General features: G+C 66.4%; 15 protein-coding genes. 2 read left to right on the forward strand and 13 right to left on the reverse strand.

Annotation, left to right across the window (positions count from 1 at the left end; all coding sequences use genetic code 11):
* Positions 1-8 precede the first annotated feature (8 nt).
* The 5 genes from E2I15_RS34795 to radC all read right to left on the reverse strand — a co-directional run bounded on the left by E2I15_RS34795 (position 9) and on the right by radC (position 7165).
* Positions 9-413: a hypothetical protein gene (locus E2I15_RS34795; protein ID WP_137481288.1), complete on the reverse strand. Its 405-nt coding sequence runs from the start codon at positions 411-413 to the stop codon at positions 9-11.
* The gene (locus E2I15_RS34800; protein WP_246668225.1) at positions 413-1996 is read right to left on the reverse strand and encodes a tetratricopeptide repeat protein; all 1584 of its coding nucleotides are present in this window, start codon (positions 1994-1996) and stop codon (positions 413-415) included. The genes E2I15_RS34795 and E2I15_RS34800 overlap by 1 nt, the downstream gene beginning before the upstream one ends.
* An 83-nt stretch (positions 1997-2079) precedes the next feature.
* Positions 2080-3945 (reverse strand): sigma-54-dependent Fis family transcriptional regulator, encoded by a 1866-nt coding sequence (locus tag E2I15_RS34805; RefSeq protein ID WP_137481286.1) that lies wholly within the window; start codon positions 3943-3945, stop codon positions 2080-2082.
* A 163-nt stretch (positions 3946-4108) separates the two neighbouring features.
* Positions 4109-6232, reverse strand: a complete 2124-nt coding sequence (glgX, locus tag E2I15_RS34810) for a glycogen debranching protein GlgX (RefSeq protein WP_137481284.1) — start codon at positions 6230-6232, stop codon at positions 4109-4111.
* Positions 6233-6451: 219 nt separating this feature from the next.
* A complete protein-coding gene (gene radC, locus E2I15_RS34815) occupies positions 6452-7165 on the reverse strand; it encodes a RadC family protein (protein ID WP_137481282.1) in 714 nt (237 codons plus the stop codon).
* A 137-nt stretch (positions 7166-7302) separates the two neighbouring features.
* Here radC and E2I15_RS34820 point away from each other — a divergent pair, with 137 nt between their 5' ends.
* Positions 7303-8022 carry a DNA-3-methyladenine glycosylase I gene (locus tag E2I15_RS34820; RefSeq protein WP_137481280.1) on the forward strand — a complete coding sequence of 240 codons (720 nt, stop codon included), beginning with the start codon at positions 7303-7305 and terminating at the stop codon, positions 8020-8022.
* 31 nt (positions 8023-8053) lie between these two features.
* On the opposite strand, the gene map is transcribed toward E2I15_RS34820, so the two are convergent.
* Positions 8054-8878 (reverse strand): type I methionyl aminopeptidase, encoded by an 825-nt coding sequence (gene map / locus E2I15_RS34825; protein WP_137481278.1) that lies wholly within the window; start codon positions 8876-8878, stop codon positions 8054-8056.
* Positions 8879-9045: 167 nt separating this feature from the next.
* Complete coding sequence (locus E2I15_RS34830; RefSeq protein WP_170991665.1) at positions 9046-10362, reverse strand: mechanosensitive ion channel family protein; 1317 nt, start codon at positions 10360-10362, stop codon at positions 9046-9048.
* Between the two features lie 221 nt (positions 10363-10583).
* Here E2I15_RS34830 and E2I15_RS34835 point away from each other — a divergent pair, with 221 nt between their 5' ends.
* Positions 10584-12377 (forward strand): potassium/proton antiporter, encoded by a 1794-nt coding sequence (locus E2I15_RS34835; protein WP_137481276.1) that lies wholly within the window; start codon positions 10584-10586, stop codon positions 12375-12377.
* Between the two features lie 71 nt (positions 12378-12448).
* Here E2I15_RS34835 and E2I15_RS34840 read toward each other — a convergent pair whose 3' ends face one another.
* From E2I15_RS34840 to mepA, 6 genes are all read right to left on the reverse strand, one after another.
* Positions 12449-13684, reverse strand: coding sequence for a hypothetical protein (locus E2I15_RS34840; RefSeq protein ID WP_155262736.1), 1236 nt, complete (start codon positions 13682-13684; stop codon positions 12449-12451).
* A gap of 111 nt (positions 13685-13795) precedes the next feature.
* Positions 13796-14467: a molybdenum ABC transporter ATP-binding protein gene (modC, locus tag E2I15_RS34845; protein ID WP_137481271.1), complete on the reverse strand. Its 672-nt coding sequence runs from the start codon at positions 14465-14467 to the stop codon at positions 13796-13798.
* Positions 14468-14469: 2 nt separating this feature from the next.
* Positions 14470-15165 (reverse strand): molybdate ABC transporter permease subunit, encoded by a 696-nt coding sequence (gene modB / locus E2I15_RS34850; protein WP_016843325.1) that lies wholly within the window; start codon positions 15163-15165, stop codon positions 14470-14472.
* A gap of 161 nt (positions 15166-15326) precedes the next feature.
* On the reverse strand, positions 15327-16112 hold the full coding sequence (modA, locus tag E2I15_RS34855; protein ID WP_137481269.1) for a molybdate ABC transporter substrate-binding protein: 786 nt from the start codon (positions 16110-16112) through the stop codon (positions 15327-15329).
* Positions 16113-16302: 190 nt separating this feature from the next.
* Positions 16303-16812, reverse strand: coding sequence for a hypothetical protein (locus E2I15_RS34860; RefSeq protein WP_137481267.1), 510 nt, complete (start codon positions 16810-16812; stop codon positions 16303-16305).
* 131 nt (positions 16813-16943) lie between these two features.
* A complete protein-coding gene (mepA, locus tag E2I15_RS34865) occupies positions 16944-17906 on the reverse strand; it encodes a penicillin-insensitive murein endopeptidase (RefSeq protein WP_155262737.1) in 963 nt (320 codons plus the stop codon).
* Between the last annotated feature and the right edge of the window lie 150 nt (positions 17907-18056).

The following is an 18056-nucleotide window of genomic DNA, read 5'->3' on the forward strand; positions in this document are numbered from 1 at the left end:
GGTATCAGCTATTTGAGCCACACCAGCAGCGGGACGGGCGCGCGTCCTTCGCAGGACAGCGTGCCCTCGTAATTGCGTGTCTTGCGGGCGCTGTAGGTGCAGGGCGCGCCGTCCAGCACCAGCTCGGCCGTGACCTGCGAATCCGCACCCGTGATTTGCAGCTTGATCTCTCCGGCGCGTTCGTCCGGTCCGTCCTGGGTGCAGATGCCCACATGCTTCATCTTGAGCGGTCCGGAGAACTGCCTCGGCGCTCCCGGCGCGCTTTCGGTGAGATGTCCGGTCAGCTCCCATTCGCCGAGCACGCCGGCCTGGCCGAGGATCTCCATCGCACTGAGCGGCGGGGTATGGCTAAGCGATAGCGCAACGGCGCCAAGCAGCGCCACACCACCGCTGCGCCATGTCGTCCGTGGCATCACAGCTTGCTTCCGGTCGTCTGGCGCAATTCGATCAGCTCCGGCCGCGACAGATCGGCATCCGCGGTGAGCCGGGCAATCTGATCAGCGCATTCCCGGGTCTTGGCCTGATCGCCGGCCGCCTTGGCGCTCTTGATCATGCCGAGATAGGTCGCCAGCCGGTTGGGCTCCTTCTTGAGCACGGCCTCGTAGGCGGCGAGCGCCTCCCTGGCCATGCCGCGATCGAGCAGCATCGCGGCGTAGAGCTCGCGCGCCGGCGCGAGCGGTCCCGGGGTGACGGGATGCTTCTCGGTCTTGTCTTCCGCCTCCGCGGCGGCGTTCATCGCGCCGAGCGCCTCGTCGTACTTGCCGTCCGCGTACAGCACCCAGGCGCTCGCGATCTGCTGCTGGATGTCGACGATGTTGGACCAGTAGGCGTCCTTGGCGTCCTTCAACTTGTCGCGCAGCTCGACCAGCTTGGCGACATCGGCCTTGGCGGCGGCGGGGTCACCGGAGCGCGCGGCGCCGACCGCGCGGGCGAAATAGGTGATCGCATCCGCATAGGCGTATTTGGTCGGATGCACTTCAAGCGCGGCGGCACCCTTCCAGTCGCCACGTTCGAAGACATAGCGGGCCTGGCTTGCCGCCACCGCGAAGGGGCCTGCGAACCGGTCGAGCTTGAACTGGAGCTTGCCGAGCTCGTCGATCACCGCACGCGCCTCCTTGTCCTGGCCGAGCTGCAGATAGGCATAGACCAGATAGTCCATCGCGTGCGCCTGGTCCTGCTGCTCACCGTCTTCCTTGGCGATGCGCGCGGATTCCCTGTTCGAGGCGATCGACTCCTTCCAGTAGCCGACGCGCGTGAAGATGTGCGACGGCATGTGCTGGGCATGCGGCGCGTGTTCGGCGATCTTGGCATAGCGCATCGCCGCGGGGAGGCCCTTCGCCGCGAGCGCCGGATAGTCGTAGAGATGGATCAGATAGTGGGCGATGCCGGGGTGCTCGGGCTGGCGCGTGAAGATCGGTTCGAGCAGCGCCGCGCCCTTCAGCTGGTTGGCATAGGTCTTGTCGGCCGGGGAGGCCGCGACGTTGAGCGTGATCGCATAGGCGATCTGCGCCTCGTCGTCGTCGGCATAGTGCGTCGCGACCTGCTCTTCGGCCGCGAGGAATCGCTGCACGCGGGTGCGGTGATCGACCTTGTCGTAGTCGACATACATTGCCGCGATCGCATCGATGTATTCCCGCTCGCGCGGGGTGCCGGCATTCAGCGCCTGGCCTTTTTTTGCAGCTTCAAGCCCGAGCGGAAGGTTTTCCGGCGGCGGTGGGGCGTGCGGATTGTAGAGATAGCTGAGCGCGATCCCCCAATAGGCGATGGCGCATTGCGGGTCGACCTCCAGCACCTCCTCGAAGGTGCGTCGCGACGCGCTGTACCAGAACGAATGCTGATACAGCATGCCGCGATCGAACAGCTCCTGCGCTTCAGGCTTGCAGGATGTTACAAAATGGACCTTGCCCAATCGTTGCTCAGTAGAATCCGAGGCGGCAGGCTGCGAAATGGTCGCGGCAATGAGGCCAACGACCACAGCGAGGGGAAACCGTGTCATGGGACCCGCTCCGTGGCGTTGAAGGCGAAAGCCGTACGATATCACCTTTCCCGTACCGCCGGAACAGCGGCAGCCGTTCTGGTCTAGCTGTCCAGCGCGATCCCTAACGCCTTGATCTTCCGGTACAACGTCGCGCGGCTGAGCCCGAGCGCCCTGGCCGCGCTCGTCACTCTTCCGTCATTGGCGCGTAATGCATCGACGATCGCGGCGCGTTCGCTCGCTGCGTGATCGGCCTCCGCACCGCGTGCGCTGAACGGCGGCAGATCGAGATCCGCTTCGGTGATGACGCTATCCTCCGCGGTGGCGCCGGCGAGCCGCAGCACGTGGCGAAGCTGGCGCATGTTGCCGGGGAACGGATAGGCCATCAGCTGCGCCCAGGCGTCGGCCGCGATGCGGCAGTGCGATGCTTCCTCGTCGGCGATCTGCGCGATGACGTCCTTGCGGTCGGCGCGCTCGCGCAACGCGGGCAGGCGAATCTCCATGCCGCGGAGCCGGTAATACAGATCGGAGCGGAAGCTGCCGTCCCCCGCCATCCGCGCCAGATCACGGTGCGTGGCGCTGATCAGGCGGATGTCGACGGCGACAGGCTTCAGCGCGCCGAGCGGCCAGACCTCGCGGTTTTCCAGTACGCGCAGCAGCCGGGTCTGCAGCGAAAGCGGCATGTCGCCGATCTCGTCGAGGAACAGCGTCCCGCCGGAGGCCTGCACGATCAGCCCCTTCGATCCCTCGCGCCGCGCGCCGGTAAAGGCGCCGGCCTCGTAGCCGAACAGCTCGGCATCGATCAGGCTCTCCGGCATCGCCGCGCAGTTCAGCGCGACATAGTTGCGGCCGGCGCGGTTGCTCGCGGCATGGATGGCGCGCGCGAACACGTCCTTGCCGGCGCCGGTCTCGCCGTGCAGGAGGATCGGCAGATCGAGATTGCCGACCGCCATCAGCCGCTTCACGCCCTTGATCAGCACGGGATCGCGGCCCGCCAGCCTGTGCAGGCCGGAAAACTGTCCCGCCGGTTTTTCGCGCGGCGGTGTGGATGGTAGACGCGGCGAACGCGCCCGCACCGGCGGCGCCAAATGGCCGCGTCCCCACGGCGTGCCGTCGGCGCGGCGCAGCGCGACCTGCTCGTCCGCGACCCGCGTCGCGCGATCGTCGAGTTGAATGAGATGCGACAGGTCGATGCCGTCCTCGAGCATCGCGTCGGTCAGGCCGAATGCGGCGCGCGCGGTGCGGCAGGCGCCGACCACGCGGCGGTCGTCGTCATAGGCCAGCATGCCGTGCCCGTCGCCGGGCAGCATCGCGATCCAGGAGGCGCGGTAGCGCCGGCGGAAGAACGACTGCTCGATCCGCCGCGTCGCCTCCGTGGTGACGGCGAGCGCCAGTTCATGCGCGCTGCGGCCGAGGTCGCTGCGGCACGAGGTGATGTTGACGGCGCCGGCGAGCCGCCCGGCATGGTCGAACAGCGGCGACACCGCGCAGGTGAACATGTGCCACTGCTCGCGGAAATGCTCGTCGCCATGCACCAGGATCGGCCGCTGCTCGGCGAGCGCGGTGCCGAGCCCGTTGGTGCCCTCGAACGTCTCGGCGAAGTTCGAGCCGGTGTAGATCTTCCATTCCAGGAACATCCGCGCGTAGTCGCCCCCGGGCAGCCGGCTCACCAGCATGGTGGCGTTGGGATCGGCGAGGTTGACGCAGTAGCCGGAGTCGTGGAGCACGCGGGCGAGGTCCTCGAGCTCGGGAATCGCGACCTGGATCAAATCCTCCATCGGCTCGGCGAGGTGGCGGACCTCGGCCTCGGTCAGGGTCTGCGGCGGCCCGCGCCGGGCCGGATCGAGATTGTGATTGACGAGGCAGCGCCGCCAGGACGCGGCAATCCGCGTCTCGGTGTCGACGCCGGCCACCTGGTTGGCCGCCGACAAAACACGGGCGACGTGATTTGAGGCCGAAAGATTGGCCATCCAGAGGTCTCCACCCCTCATTTTCCGAGAAGTCTGGCAGTCCGCGGCCGAATGTCAATTGGCCGACGGGGGCGCGGGGCGGGAGCGTTTGGGGACAGTAGCGTTATCCGGGGTGCTCTAGCCGGGATGATCCAGTCCCGGATTGTGCTGCGCTGCATCCGGGCTACGGGGATGACTTGACCTCACCGGCCGTGAAGAGCACGAACGAGCGTCCCGTCGCCTTGTACCTGCCGTCGAACGCAAACTGCGCGCCCGCCGGCTCTTCCGGCGTGTTGGTATCGAGCAGCAGCGACCAGTGCGCGCCGGCTGACGTCGGCGGCAGCTTGAAGTCGACCTCGTCCTCATAGCTGTTGAGGATGACAAGCACGGTGTCGTCCTCGCCCGCGCGCGCGATCGCGGTCTTGCGGGCGCGGCCATCGAGCACGACGCCGAAGCATTTGATCCAGCCGGTGGTCCAGTCGACCTGCGTCATCTCTGTGCCTGAGCTGCCGATCCAGACCACGTCGCGGATCTCGAGTTGCGGATCGCGATCGCCGGAGAGGAAGCGGCTGCGGCGCAGGATCGGATAGTCGCGCCGCAGCTTGATCATCCGCTTTGTGAAGGCGAGCAGCGTCGCGGCGTCGTCGGAAAAATTCCAGTCGAACCACGAGATGTCGTTGTCCTGGCAATACGCATTGTTGTTGCCGCGCTGGGTGCGGCCGAACTCGTCGCCGCCGAGCAGCATCGGCGTGCCCTGCGAGGCCAGCAGCGTCGCCAGCATGTTGCGCTTCTGCCGTTCGCGCAAAGTGCGGATATCCGGATTGTCGGTCGGGCCCTCGGCGCCGCAATTCCAGGAATGGTTGTCCGACGAGCCGTCATTGTTGTGCTCGCCGTTGGCCTCATTGTGCTTGTTGTTGTAGCTCGCCCAGTCGTTGAGCGTGAAGCCGTCATGGGCGGTGATGAAGTTGACGCTGGCCCAGGTGCGGCGGCCCTCGCGGTTGAACACGTCGTGCGAGCCGAGCAGCCGCGGCGCCAGGCTGCCAGGCGCCGCCTCGCCGCGCCAGAAATCGCGCACGACGTTGCGGTACTTGTCGTTCCATTCCGCCCAGCCGGCCGGGAAGCCGCCGACCTGGTAGCCGCCGGGGCCGCAGTCCCAGGGCTCGGCGATCAGCTTGACGGTCGCGAGCAGCGGGTCCTGGTTCATCGCCTTCAGGAAGCCGGACTGCTCGTCGAAGCCGTAGACCTCGCGCGCCAGGATGGTGCCGAGGTCGAAGCGGAAGCCGTCGACATGCATGTGGCCGGCCCAGTAGCGCAGGCTGTCCATCACCATCTGGATCACCCGCGGATGCGACAGGTTCACCGTGTTGCCGGTGCCGGTGTCGTTGATGTAGTAGCGCCGCTTGTCGGGCAGCAGCCGGTAATAGCTCGCATTGTCGATGCCCTTGAACGACAGCGTCGGGCCGCGCTCATTGCCTTCGGCGGTGTGGTTGTAGACGACGTCGAGGATCACCTCGAGCCCGGCGCCATGCAGCCGCGACACCATCTCCTTGAATTCGCGCAGGCTGTTCGGCACGTCGGCGGCGTAGCGCGGATCCGGCGCGAAGAAGCCGATGGTGTTGTAGCCCCAGTAATTGGTGAGGCGCTTGTCGAGCAGGTTGCTGTCGTTGATGAAGGAATGCACCGGCAGCAGCTCGACCGAGGTGATGCCGAGCGCCTTGAGATGGTCGATCGCGGCGTTCGAGCCGAAGCCGGCATAGGTGCCGCGCAAATGTTCGTCGACGCCCGGATGTTGTTTGGTAAAGCCCTTGACGTGGGTCTCGTAGACCACGGTCTCGTCCCAATGCACGTCCTGCCGCTGCGCTTCCTGGACCCAGTCGAAATTGGGGTCGACCACCACGCATTTCGGCATGAACGGCGCGCTGTCGCGCTCGTCGAAGGTGAGGTCGTCGCCGCTCTCCATCTTGTAGCCGAACACCGCCGGATTCCACGTCAGGCTGCCGGCATGGGCGCAGGCGTAGGGATCGAGCAGCAGCTTGTTCGGATTGAAGCGGTGACCGCCGTCCGGCTGGTAGGGCCCGTAAACGCGATAGCCGTAGAACGTCCCCGGCTGCACGCCGTTGATGAAGCCGTGAAACACCTGGTCGGTATATTCGGGCAGCTCGAAGCGGTGCGTCTCGCGCTCGCCGTCGAACAGGCAGACCTCGACCTTGGTGGCGTTGGCGGAAAACACCGCGAAGTTGGTGCCGTGGCCGCTCCAGTGGGCCCCCAGCGGATAGGGCAGCCCTTCCTCAATGACGTAATCGGACATCGGTCCCCCAAAGCCCCTGACAGGCCGTCAGATCAATCTGCAACAAACGCCGCCGCGCGGAAAACGTTGCATGGGTCATTTTAGGAGAGTTTGCCCCTGGCCTGTGTGACGGTTCAAACGCGGCGTCGCGTCATTCGAGGCATACGAAGCGGATGTGTGACTCACAGCGCGCGCAACAGATTCGCTGTCGTTCCGGCGAAGGCGTTGCGAACACCTCCCTCAAATCAGCCGCATGCCCTTGAAGCTGGTATGCCCGTTCTTGCCGACGATGATGTGGTCATGCACGGCGATCCCGAGCGGCTTGGCGATGTCGACGATGGCTTTCGTCATCTGGATGTCGGCCTGCGACGGCGTCGGGTCGCCGGACGGATGGTTGTGCACCAGGATCAGCGCGGTGGCGGACAATTCCAGCGCGCGCTTGATCACCTCGCGCGGATAGACCGGGGTGTGATCGACGGTGCCGGTCTGCTGCACCTCGTCGGCGATCAGCTGGTTGCGCTTGTCGAGGAACAGCAGGCGGAACTGCTCCTTGTCGGCGAACGCCATGCCGGTGCGGCAATACTCGATGACGTCGTTCCAGGACGACAACGCGATGTTGCGCCTGATCTCGCCCTTGGCGATCCGGCCGGCGGCGGCGGCGAGCAGCTTGAGCTGGTTGATCGAGGCATCCTTGACGCCCTCGACCTCGCGCAGCCGCGCCACCGGCGCGTGCACCACCTCGGCGAAGGAGCCGAACTTCTTGATCAGGGCCTTGGCCAACGGCTTGGTGTCGCGGCGCGGGATGGCGGCGAACAGCGCCATCTCCAAGAGCTCGTAGTCGGTCAGCGCGTCGGGGCCGGCCGCATAGAACCGCTCGCGCAGCCGTTCGCGATGGCCGTGATAATGCGGCGTCTCGCTGGCTTCATCGTCGCTGGTATCGGGCTTGGCGGGCATCGGCCACAACCATGCCGTGCTGGCCACATTTTGCAAGGGCCGATGCTGGAGGGGCGATGCCGCTCCGGTTTGCCACGACGCGACCGGCGAATTACCGTTGGCGACAACGGTTCGAGAGCAAAGAAGGGGAGGGCGGCGTGACATCGTTCAAGGTGATCCGCTCGCGCGCCGAGAAGCGCAAGGGCGGGCCAAAGGCGCTGGAGAAGCTGTTGCGGCCGCCAGCGGGCGCCAAGGCGCTGGCAAAGCTCGGCGACGACCGCGTGCTGGCCGAGATGACCAGGCGCGTGTTCTGCGCGGGCTTTGCCTGGAGCGTGATCGACGCCAAATGGCCGGGCTTCGAGGAGGCGTTCCTCGGCTTTCAGCCCGCCAAGCTCGCCTTCAAGCCCGACGAATTCTGGGAGAAGCTCGTCAGCGACGCCAGGATCGTGCGCAACGGCGCCAAGATCATGTCGGTGCGCGACAACGGCCGCTTCGTGCAGGAGATCGCGCGCGAGCATGGCAGCTTCGGCAAATTCCTGAGCGCCTGGCCGTCATCGGACGAGGTCGGACTGCTGGAGCTATTGGCGAAGCGCGGCAGCCGGCTCGGCGGCAACACCGGACAGATGCTGCTGCGTTTCCTCGGTTGGGACGGCTTCGTCACCTCGCGCGACGTCGTCGCCTGCCTGCGCGACGCCGGTCTCGATATCGCCGAGGAGGTCAAGTCGAAGCGCGATCTCGCTAGGGTGCAGGCGCAGTTCAACGCCTGGGCGGAGGAGACCGGGCTGTCCTATCTGCATCTGTCGCGGATCTGCGCGATGTCGATCGGAGAAAACCATACTCCCGAGGAGATCATCGAGCGCACGCGGAGCGACTACTGAACTTGCCGAGGATGACTGGACCTGAACCCGACTACACCTGAACCCACGGCTTCTCGCCATGGCGCTCGGACAGCGTGAAGATCTCGACGCCGTCGGCGGTGACGCCGACCGAGTGCTCGAACTGCGCCGACAGCGAGCGGTCGCGGGTCACTGCGGTCCAGCCGTCGGACAGGATCTTCACATGCGGCTTGCCGAGATTGATCATCGGCTCGATGGTGAAGAACATGCCGGGCTTCAGCGGCGCGCCTTCGCCGGGGCGGCCGATGTGGATGATGTTCGGCTCGTCGTGGAACAGGCGGCCGAGGCCGTGGCCGCAGAAGTCGCGCACCACGCTCATGCCCTGCGGTTCGACATAGCTCTGGATGGCATGGCCGATATCGCCGGTGGTGGCGCCGGGCTTCACCGCGGCAATGCCGCGCATCATCGCCTCATAGGTCACCTCGATCAGCCGCTCGGCCTTCCGCGCGATGGCGCCGATCGCATACATGCGGCTGGAGTCGCCGTACCAGCCGTCGACGATGAAGGTGACGTCGACATTGACGATGTCGCCTTCCTTCAACGGCCGGTCGCCCGGCATGCCGTGGCAGACCACGTGATTGATCGAGGTGCAGGTCGAGTAGCGATAGCCGCGATACATCAGCGTCGCCGGATAGGCGCCGTGGTCGAAGGCAAACTTGCGGACGAACTCGTCGATGACGGAAGTCGGGATGCCCGGCTTGACGATGTCGGTGAGCGCATCGAGGCATTTCGACACCAGCGCGCCCGCCCTGCGCATGCCGGCAAAGCCGCTCGGTCCGTGCAGCTTGATCTGGCCGGTCTTGCGAAGGGAGGTGTCGGTGGCGTCGATATAGCTCATGGGCGGGCTGTTTCTGCGGGCAAGGGGCTGATTTCAAGCCCTAATTTAATGATCGTCGCGCCCGACGCAAGCCAAGCTTGGGCATGGGGACATGTCCAAACGGCTTGATTTCCGGGCACAATTCGGAACAGCGGCCGCCGGTCCTGCAAAAAGATCGCGCTCAAGCGTCAGTTGGAGACCTCGACCACGCTCTCGACCGGCAGCGCGCCGCCGCGGATGCGGAGTTCCCGCACCGGGTAGGGCACGCGGATGCCCTGCTGCTTGAAGGCGTCCCACAGCGCCAGCATGACGTCGCTCTTCACATTGTCCATGCCGTCGGGGTCGGCGATCCAGAAGGTCAGCGAGAACTTCATGCCGAGCTCGGCGAATTCGGTGAGGATGCAATTCGGCGGCTTGCCTTTGAGCGCGCGGGCGTGGGCCGCGGCGGTATCGATCGCGAGCTTGCAGACCAGCTTCGGATCGGCGTCGTAATTGACGGCGAAAGCGATCTTCACCAGCGTATTCTTGTCGGTGTAGGTCCAGTTGGTGACCTTCTGCGTCACCAGGTCCTCGTTCGGGATCAGGAATTCGCGGCCGTCGCCAGCGGCGACCGAGATGTAGCGGGTTTTCATCGCGCTGATGCGGCCCTGGCTGTCGCCGATGGTGACGAGGTCGCCCGGCTTCACCGACTTGTCGACCAGCAGGATGATGCCCGAGATGAAGTTGGCGACGATCTTCTGCAGGCCGAAACCGATGCCGACGCCGACGGCGCCGGACAGCACCGCCAGCGCCGACAGATTGATCCCGACCGCGCTCAAGGCAATGGCGACCGCGACCACCATCAGGCCGATGCGAATGATCTTGACCAACAACACCTGGATCGACGGGGTCAGGTCGGTCGATCGGGTGATCTGGCCGTCGATGAAATTGCTGGCGATATTGCTCAGCCACAGCGCCACGATCAGCAGCGCGCCGGCCTTGATCAGCAGCAGCGGCGTCAGCCGCAGACCGCCCACCACGACGGCGAACGAATCCAGCATCTCGGCGGCCCAGTCGAGCTGCCCGATGATGCTGAGGGCGGCGACCACCCAGGCCGCGATCGAGACCAGTTTGACGATGAAGGCGTTGTCGATCACCGAGGTGACGAGGCGGATCACCAGCCAGGCCAGCGCCAGTTTGGCGGAGACCGCGATCAGATAGCTGCGGCTTGGCCAGGTCGCGTGCCACATCACGACGCGCGAGATGATCATCAGGACCGCGAACACGGCGGTGGAGGCGCTCTTCACCATCACGCGGGCGAAGTGCCGGAGCGGCAGCGGCCAGCGCATCGCCAGCGACGCCATGTCGACCCGCGCATGAATGGCGGTATCGGCGGCGTAGGCGAGGCCGGCGGCGGCGAGGATGATGCCGAACTGCAGATAGAACCAGGGCGAGGCGACCTCGGCGCCGACCGAGCGCGCCGCCATTTGGATCGATTCCAGGACGTCCTTCAGGCTCATGTCCATCGGCAAATTCTCAACTTGCAGTGCGGGTCAGGCCAAGGTGATTCGAATGCCCGGCGAGAATCCCACAAAGGCGCTCACGCGACCATCGATACAACACAGTGTCGGGGCGACCTAGTGCTGATGAGACCGGGCACATTGCCGCTCATGTCAGAAATCGGTTGGCGTCCCAGTGTGGCGACGATAAGGATGCAATTGCAAGTATTTGAGACCTCCGAAGGCGCATGGCTTCCCTCGACTCCGTCAGTATAGCGATCCTGCTCGGCGCGGTGCTGGTGATGGCCGGCATCCTGTCGAGCCTGCTGGCCTTGCGGTTCGGCGCCCCCTTGCTGCTGGTGTTCTTGCTGGTCGGCATGCTGGCGGGCGATTCCGGCCCCGGCCGGCTGCAGTTCGACGATGTCCGCACCACCTATCTGGTCGGCTCGGTGGCGCTGGCGCTGATCCTGTTCGACGGCGGATTGAAGACGCGGTTTGCCAGCATCCGCACCGTGCTGGCGCCCTCGATGATGCTGGCGACCGCCGGCGTGCTGTTGACCGCGCTGATCACGGCGCCGGTCGCCCGCTTTGTGCTCGACCTCAACTGGACCGAGTCATTGCTGGTCGGCGCCGTCGTGGCCTCGACCGACGCCGCGGCGGTGTTCCTCTTGGTGCACACCCAGGGCCTGCGCCTGCGCCCGCGCGTCGGTGCGACGCTGGAGGCGGAATCCGGCACCAACGATCCGTTCGCGATCTTCCTCACCTTGATGCTGGTCGAGTTCATCTCGATCGGCCAGAGCTCCGCCTCGCACATCGCGCTGGAGTTCATCCGGGAGGCCGTGTTCGGCGCCATCATCGGGGTGATCGGCGGCCGGCTGGTGGTGATCGCGCTGAACTATGTGGCGCTGCCGCAGGGCCTGCATGCGCCGTTCGTCACCACAGCGGCGCTGGTGATCTTCGGCGGCTCGCAGATCGTGCATGCCTCGGGATTCCTCGCGGTCTATCTCGCCGGGATCATCATCGGCAACCGGCCGACCCGCGCGCATAATTCGGTGGTGACGTTCCTCGACGCCGCGACCTGGCTGGCTCAGATCGTGATGTTCGTGCTGCTCGGCCTCCTGGTCTCGCCGCATCGCCTGCTCTCCAGCGCCGGCGGCGCCGTACTGGTGGCGTTCGCGCTGATGCTGGTGGCGCGGCCGCTGGCGGTCCTGATCTGCCTCGCACCGTTCAAGTTCAACTGGCGGGAGAAGGTCTTTATCGCCTGGACCGGGCTGCGCGGCGCGGTCGCGATCTTCCTCGCCTCGATCCCGATGCTGGTCGGCCTGTCGAAGGCCTATCTTTATTTCGACGTCGCCTTCGTCGTCGTCATCATCTCGCTGCTGTTGCAGGGCTGGACGCTGGCGCCGGCGGCGCGGCGGCTGCATGTCGCGCTGCCGCGCGCCGAACGCGGCCCGCGCCGCGTCGAGCTCGATCTGCCCGGCCAGCTCGAGCAGCAGCTGGTCGGCTATCCGGTGCGGCCGAAGAGCCTGTACTTCCGCCGCGGGCTGATCCCGTCCTGGTCGAAGCCGACGCTGGTCATCCGCGAGGAGCGGATCCTGACGCCGACCGAAGCCGATCCGGTCGCGCCCGGTGACTACATCTACTTGCTGGCGCCGCCGGAGCGCGCCGAGGCGCTCGACCGCTTCTTCGTCGACATGGCGCCGTCGAGCACGCCCGATCCGCATCTGCTCGGCGACTTCATGGTGTCGGCGGAGCATACGCTCGGCGAGCTCGCCGAGATCTACGGCGTCAAGGTCGACGAGCACCAGGCCAAGCTGACGCTCGCCGACTATTTCGACGTCAATCTCGACCGCGCGCCGAAGGAAGGGGCCGAACTGGCGCTCGACGAGATCGTGCTGGTGGCGCGCAGCATCAGCGGCGGCCGCGTCAACGTGGTCGGCCTGCGCCTGCCGGAGGAAGAGGAAAAGGTCGCACCGCAAACGCGGATGCAGCTCGTCAAGCGCAAGCTCGCCGACATCTGGGCGTCGGTGGCGGGCGTCTAGACTAGAGCGTTTTCGAGCGAAGTGGATACCGGTTCGCGTGAAGAAAACGCGTCAGAACAAGACCGGCGCCGTTACGTCTTGCGCAGGAAGTTCGAATCCGGGGCGAACTTCTTGATCATGTCGGACAGCCCGTCGTCGGCCGGCGGACCGGATGAGCCCTTGGACGCTGCATCCGGCTTGGGCTCGCCCTTGATTTTCTGACCGGAAATCTCGGCCAGCGCCGCGAGCAGCGTCTCGTCGAGATGATCGGCAGGTGTCTTCGCAGGTGGTGTCTTCGCAGGTGGTGTCTTCGAAGGTGGTGCCGGTGGAGGGGCAGGCGCGACGCTACGAATCTCGGGCTCGCGTTTCGCCGGCGACGGCGCGGGCTCCAGCGCCGGCTTGAGGGTGTCCTTGGCGTCCGCCCGCCGGACCGCGGCCTCGTTGACGGCGGCGATCAGCGATGCTTCGAGATCGGCGGGCGTGTCGGCCGGCATCGGCGGCGGTGCCGCCGCTGGCATTGGCGGCGGCGAGGCTGGCATCGGCGGCGGCTCGGCGGGCTTCGCGTCCCGGGGGGCGCGACCGAATAGCGGTTGCCGCTGGCCCGCGGCTTGCGGCCGGCTGTCGGTTGCCTCGCCGGGCTCCTTGTTAAGCTCCTTGGCAGGCTTGAAGAGACCCGCGCGTTCGGCGGCGATCCTGGCGGAAGCCTCCTCGACTGTGGCGAGCAGGGACGCTTCGAGGGCGTCTGCGCGATTGCTTGGCGAAGTCGCCGGCTTGGCGGCAGGGGCGGTCACCGGCTTTGGCCCCGGCCGAGGCGGCAGCGGCGGTGGCCGCGATGCTTCGACTGGTGCGGGCGGCGGCGGGATCGGCTGACCGTCCCGGGCGCGCGCGATGATGCCGTCGACGATCGCGCCCAGGCGGTTCTTGTCGGGAGCGGGGAGGTAGCTGCCCGCCAGTTCGTCGACATATTGCGGGCCGTAATCGGCGAGCACATCGGCGATCTGGGCGAGGTCAGGATCACTCTCGACCAGCCGTCGCCACGCCTCGCGGTCGTAGGGCGCGTCGTTGTTCTTGTCGGGCCCGGCTGGCCGGCGGGGCGGCCGCTGAGGGCCGGCGTTCTCGCCTGGGACCGGCTGGAGGGTCGGGGGCTGCAGCCCGTCGCTGAGATGAGGCGGGGTAAATCCCGAGGCGGCGGCCGGCACGGCAGCATCGGCCGGACGCCGGCCCCGCTCGGCGACCTGCAGCGCGATCAGGCCGACGCCCATCAGCAGGAAGCCGAGCGCGGCCCACGAAATCGTGGCGCACAGCAGCCCGCCGATCAGCAGCAACACCCAGCCAGTCAGTCGCACAATTCACCTTTCCCCATGCCCGATCGGACGTCTCGACGCGGGCCTAGCAGACAAGATTGGCTATCTTATGCCGACTTTCGGAAAAACGGCCAGCTACGCGCCCGCCGTCAGCACCTTGACACCACCGAACGCGGTCACCTGGCCGCGGCGCAGCATCACGATCTGGGTGGCGAGCTGGCGCAGTTCGGCCGCGTCGTGGCTGACATAGACCATCGGGACGCCGGCCTCGTCGCGCAGCCGGACCAGATAGGGCAGGATCTCGAGCTTGCGGCTTTCGTCGAGCGCGCCCAGCGGCTCGTCGAGCAGCAGCAGCCGCGGCTTGGACAGCAGCGCCCGGCCGAGCGCGACGCGCTGGCGCTCGCCGCCGGAGAGCTTTCCGGGGCGGCGGTCGAGCAGGGCGCCGATGTCGAGCAGGTCGACGACGCGCCGGTGTTGGGCGGGATCCTCGGTGAGGCCGTTCATGCGGCGGCCGTAGTCGAGGTTCTGGCGGACATCGAGATGCGGAAACAGCCGCGCGTCCTGGAACACGTAACCGATGCGGCGGCGCCAGGTCGGGACGTGGACGCCGGTCGCGGTATCGTCGAGGATCTCGCCGTCGATCACGATGCTGCCGCGGTCAGGACGCAACAGCCCCGCGATGGTGTTGATCAGCGAGGTCTTGCCGGAGCCGGACGCGCCGAACAGGCCGGTGACGCGGCCCTCGCTGGTGAACGAGGCCGCAAGCGAGAACTCGCCGAGCTGCTTTTTGATGTCGACGCGCAGCATGGCTATTGCCCGTGCAGGCGCGCGGTGGCGCGACGCGCGAACACTTCAGCCGCGACCAGTGCGCCGACCGCGAGCACGATCGAGATGATCACGAGCCGCGCGGCGGCGGTGTCGCCATCCGGCGTCTGGATCAGCGAATAGATCGCCGACGAAATGGTCTGGGTCTCGCCGGGAATGTTGGAGACGAAGGTGATGGTCGCGCCGAACTCGCCGATCGCCTTGGCAAAACCGAGCACCATGCCGGCCAGCACGCCCGGCAGCGCCAGCGGCAGCGTCACGGTTGCGAACACCCGCCAGGGCGCGGCGCCGAGTGTCTCGGCCGCCTGCTCGAGGCGGCGGTCGACCGCCTCGATCGAGAGACGGATCGGCCGCACCAGAAGCGGAAACGACATCACGCCGCAGGCGAGCGCAGCGCCGGTCCAGCGGAACGCGAACACGATGCCGAGATGGTCGGCCAGCCAGCCGCCGACCAGGCCGCGCTTGCCGAAGGTCAGCAGCAGCAGATAGCCGGTGACGACGGGCGGCAGCACCAGCGGCAGATGCACGGCGGCATCGAGCAGAGACTTGCCCCAGAAATCGCGCCGCGCCAGCAGCCAGGCGAGCGCTACTCCGAACGGGGTCGCCACCAGTGTTGCGACGACGGCGACCCGCAGCGACAGCAGGATCGCCGTCCATTCGGCCGGCGAGATCTCAAACACTAGCGTCTGTTCCCGAAGTTCGTATGCAAGTGCGGCTCCTCAGTTACGAACTTCGGGAACAGACACCAGTAAGAGTCAATAGGCCAGTGCCGCTGATCGATTTGACGTTCCTCACGGTGCGCGCGGCTATCTGGAGGAACGTCAAATCGGCGGCGCTGGGCTTACGTCGTCGGGCTGATCAGGAACTTGAAGCCGTACTTCTCGAGGATCGTCTTCGCTGTCGAGGAGCGCAGGAAGGCGAGATAGTCGGCGGTCTCCGGCTTCGCGGTCGTGGTCGCCGCGACCGGATAGATGATGGCCGGATGGGTATCGGCCGGGAAGGTGCCGACGATCTTGACGCCCGGCTCGACCTTGGCGTCGGTCGAGTAGACGATGCCGAGCACGGCTTCGCCGCGTGCCACCAGCGTCAACGCGGCGCGGACGCTCTCGGCCATCGCGAATTTCGGCTCGGCGGCCTGCCAGGCGCCGAGCTTCTCCAGCGCGGCCTTGGCGTATTTGCCGACCGGCACCGCCTTGACGTCGCCGGTTGCGATCCTGCCGTCGCCGGCGAGCTTGGCGAGATCGAAGCCGGCTCCGATGTTGACGTTGTCGATCTTGGAATCCTTCGGCGCGATCAGCACGATCGAGTTGCCGAGCAGGTTCACCCGCGTCTGCTCATTGATGTTCTTCTGCTTGATCGCATAGTCCATCCAGTCGGTGTCGGCGGAGACGAACACGTCGGCCGGCGCGCCCTGCTCGATCTGTTTTGCCAATGCCGAGCTCGCGGCATAGCTGGCCGTGATCTTGACGCCGGTCTTGGCGGTATAGGCTGCATCGATGTCGTCGAGCGCGTTCTTCATCGAGGCGGCGGCAAAGACGGTGAGCGTCTTGTCCTCGGCGCTCGCGGGCGAATGCATCGCGCCGAGCAGGATGACGAAAGCGGCGAAAAGTCCGGCAAGTCGTGACATGGAAAGCGCTCCGTGCGAGTTCGCGCGCGAACCGGCGCGCAAATCAGGCGTTGGGTGAGGTCTGGCCTGCGACGGACGGAAGCGCTGTTCCGCTGGTCCCCGACGGACTTACGGTCCTCAGGGATATCGCACTGCAAACATAGCAGATTGAGGCTTGCGGTAAAGGCGACCCTTTGACTAACGGATCGTCCTATTCATCCGACGGCTGGATCGCGATCGACAGCGAGTTCTCTTTCGAGCCGCTGACCTGCACCACGAAGGGGCTGGCGGCGAGGTCATATTTCACGGTCTTGCGGATACCGTCGCAATCGGTCGCGCCACTGAACGCCTTGGGCTTCAGGAAATGCCCGTCCTGCACTAGGTCGACCCAGGCTCCGGCCGACAGGCTGACGGTATAGAGCCCGGCCTTCGGCGCGGCCTTGAAGCTGGTGAAGCCGGCGAAGGTGCCTTCCTTCGGCGCGCGCTCCGGCGGGGTCGGCAATCTGGCGTCGCCGGGGGCCACCAGCGCCAGCGTGATCGCGGTCGCCGGCAGCGCGGTCTGCTCGCTTCCCGATACGACCTTGGCACGATCGAACGCGGTCAGCGCGGCGCGTGCGCGCTCGATCGACCATTTGAACTTGTCACAGCCGCTCGGCTCCTCCGCCGCGAAAGCGGGAGCCGAGACGAGCAACAGCGATGCGGCGAGGAGCGATTTGCGCATGTCCGGTCCATTCATGATGACGGATAAAATAGATCAGCCGCCCCGATCCATCGCCCGAACGCGCTTACGGCGCGACGGCACGAGATCATATCGCAGTTCGAGCCGGCCGGCATAGCCGCCTGACGAAGATGTTATTGCCCTGGCAGCTGCTGTTTGGCGTCGGGGGCGTTCAGCACCGTCCTGCAGTCCGCCGGCATCTGCGCCAGCGTCATCGGCGGGCGGGGTTTCGGCGGCTTCGGCGGAGGCTTCGGATGCAGCACCGAATCCTTGAACCAGAAGGCGAGATCGGACGGCTTGCAGCCTTCGCCCTCCGCTTGCGGCTTCTGTCCCTCGCAGGCGGGGCTGCCGGGCGGACATCGCATGCGAATGTGGAAGTGGTAGTCGTGGCCCCACCACGGCCGGATCTTCGACAGCCAGCCGCGATCGCCCTTGGCCTCGCGGCACAGCGCCTTCTTGATCGCCGGATTGACGAAGATGCGCTGCACCGCCGGCTCCCGCGCCGCGTCCCGGATGACCAGCACGTGGCCCGGCGTGAAGACGCGCGGATCGATGTCGAGCCGGTCGTCGCGCACCATCATCACCGCCGACATCTCCTCGCGGTCCTCGCGCGACAATTTGCGATCGGGCATCGGCGTCAGCCAGATGTCGGCGTCGAGCCCGATCTGGTGGCTGGCATGACCGGAGAGCGCGGGGCCGCCGCGCGGCTGGCCGATATCGCCGACCAGGATGCCCGGCCAGCCGGCGTCCTTGTGCGCGTTGGCCGCCAGCCGCTTCAGCAGCGCGATCATGTTGGGGTGACCCCAGTAGCGGTTGCGCGACAAGCGCATCACCTGCCAGGTGTCGCCGTTGAGCGGCATCTGCGCGGCGCCGGCGAGACAACCCTTGGTATAGCCGCCGATCGACCGGGTCGGCAGCGCCGCCGGCAGCACCTTGCGCGCGAACAGCTGCTTCGCCCCGATCTTTGGATCGTCAGGGTTGGCGAGCGGCGGCAAGGGCTGCGGATTGAGCGAGCCCCTGTCCTGCGCCCGCGCGGAGATGGTACAGGCGACGAGGGCCGAGATCAGGAGCGGGAACAGACGCAGGCGGGGTGTCATTCGGATCACTCTGTCGGCGCAAGGCTAGCATGGATTCGGAGCAGGCGGACCGCGCTTTCATCCCATTCGCTTGATCGCCCACAGGGTGGATTAAGATTACCCGCGGCTTCCAGGCTCCGATGCGAGCCACGCCACTTTACAAGCGCACGT

It is taken from the genome of Bradyrhizobium sp. BR2003, assembly GCF_009720285.1.
Classification (GTDB): Bacteria; Pseudomonadota; Alphaproteobacteria; order Rhizobiales; family Xanthobacteraceae; genus Bradyrhizobium; species Bradyrhizobium elkanii.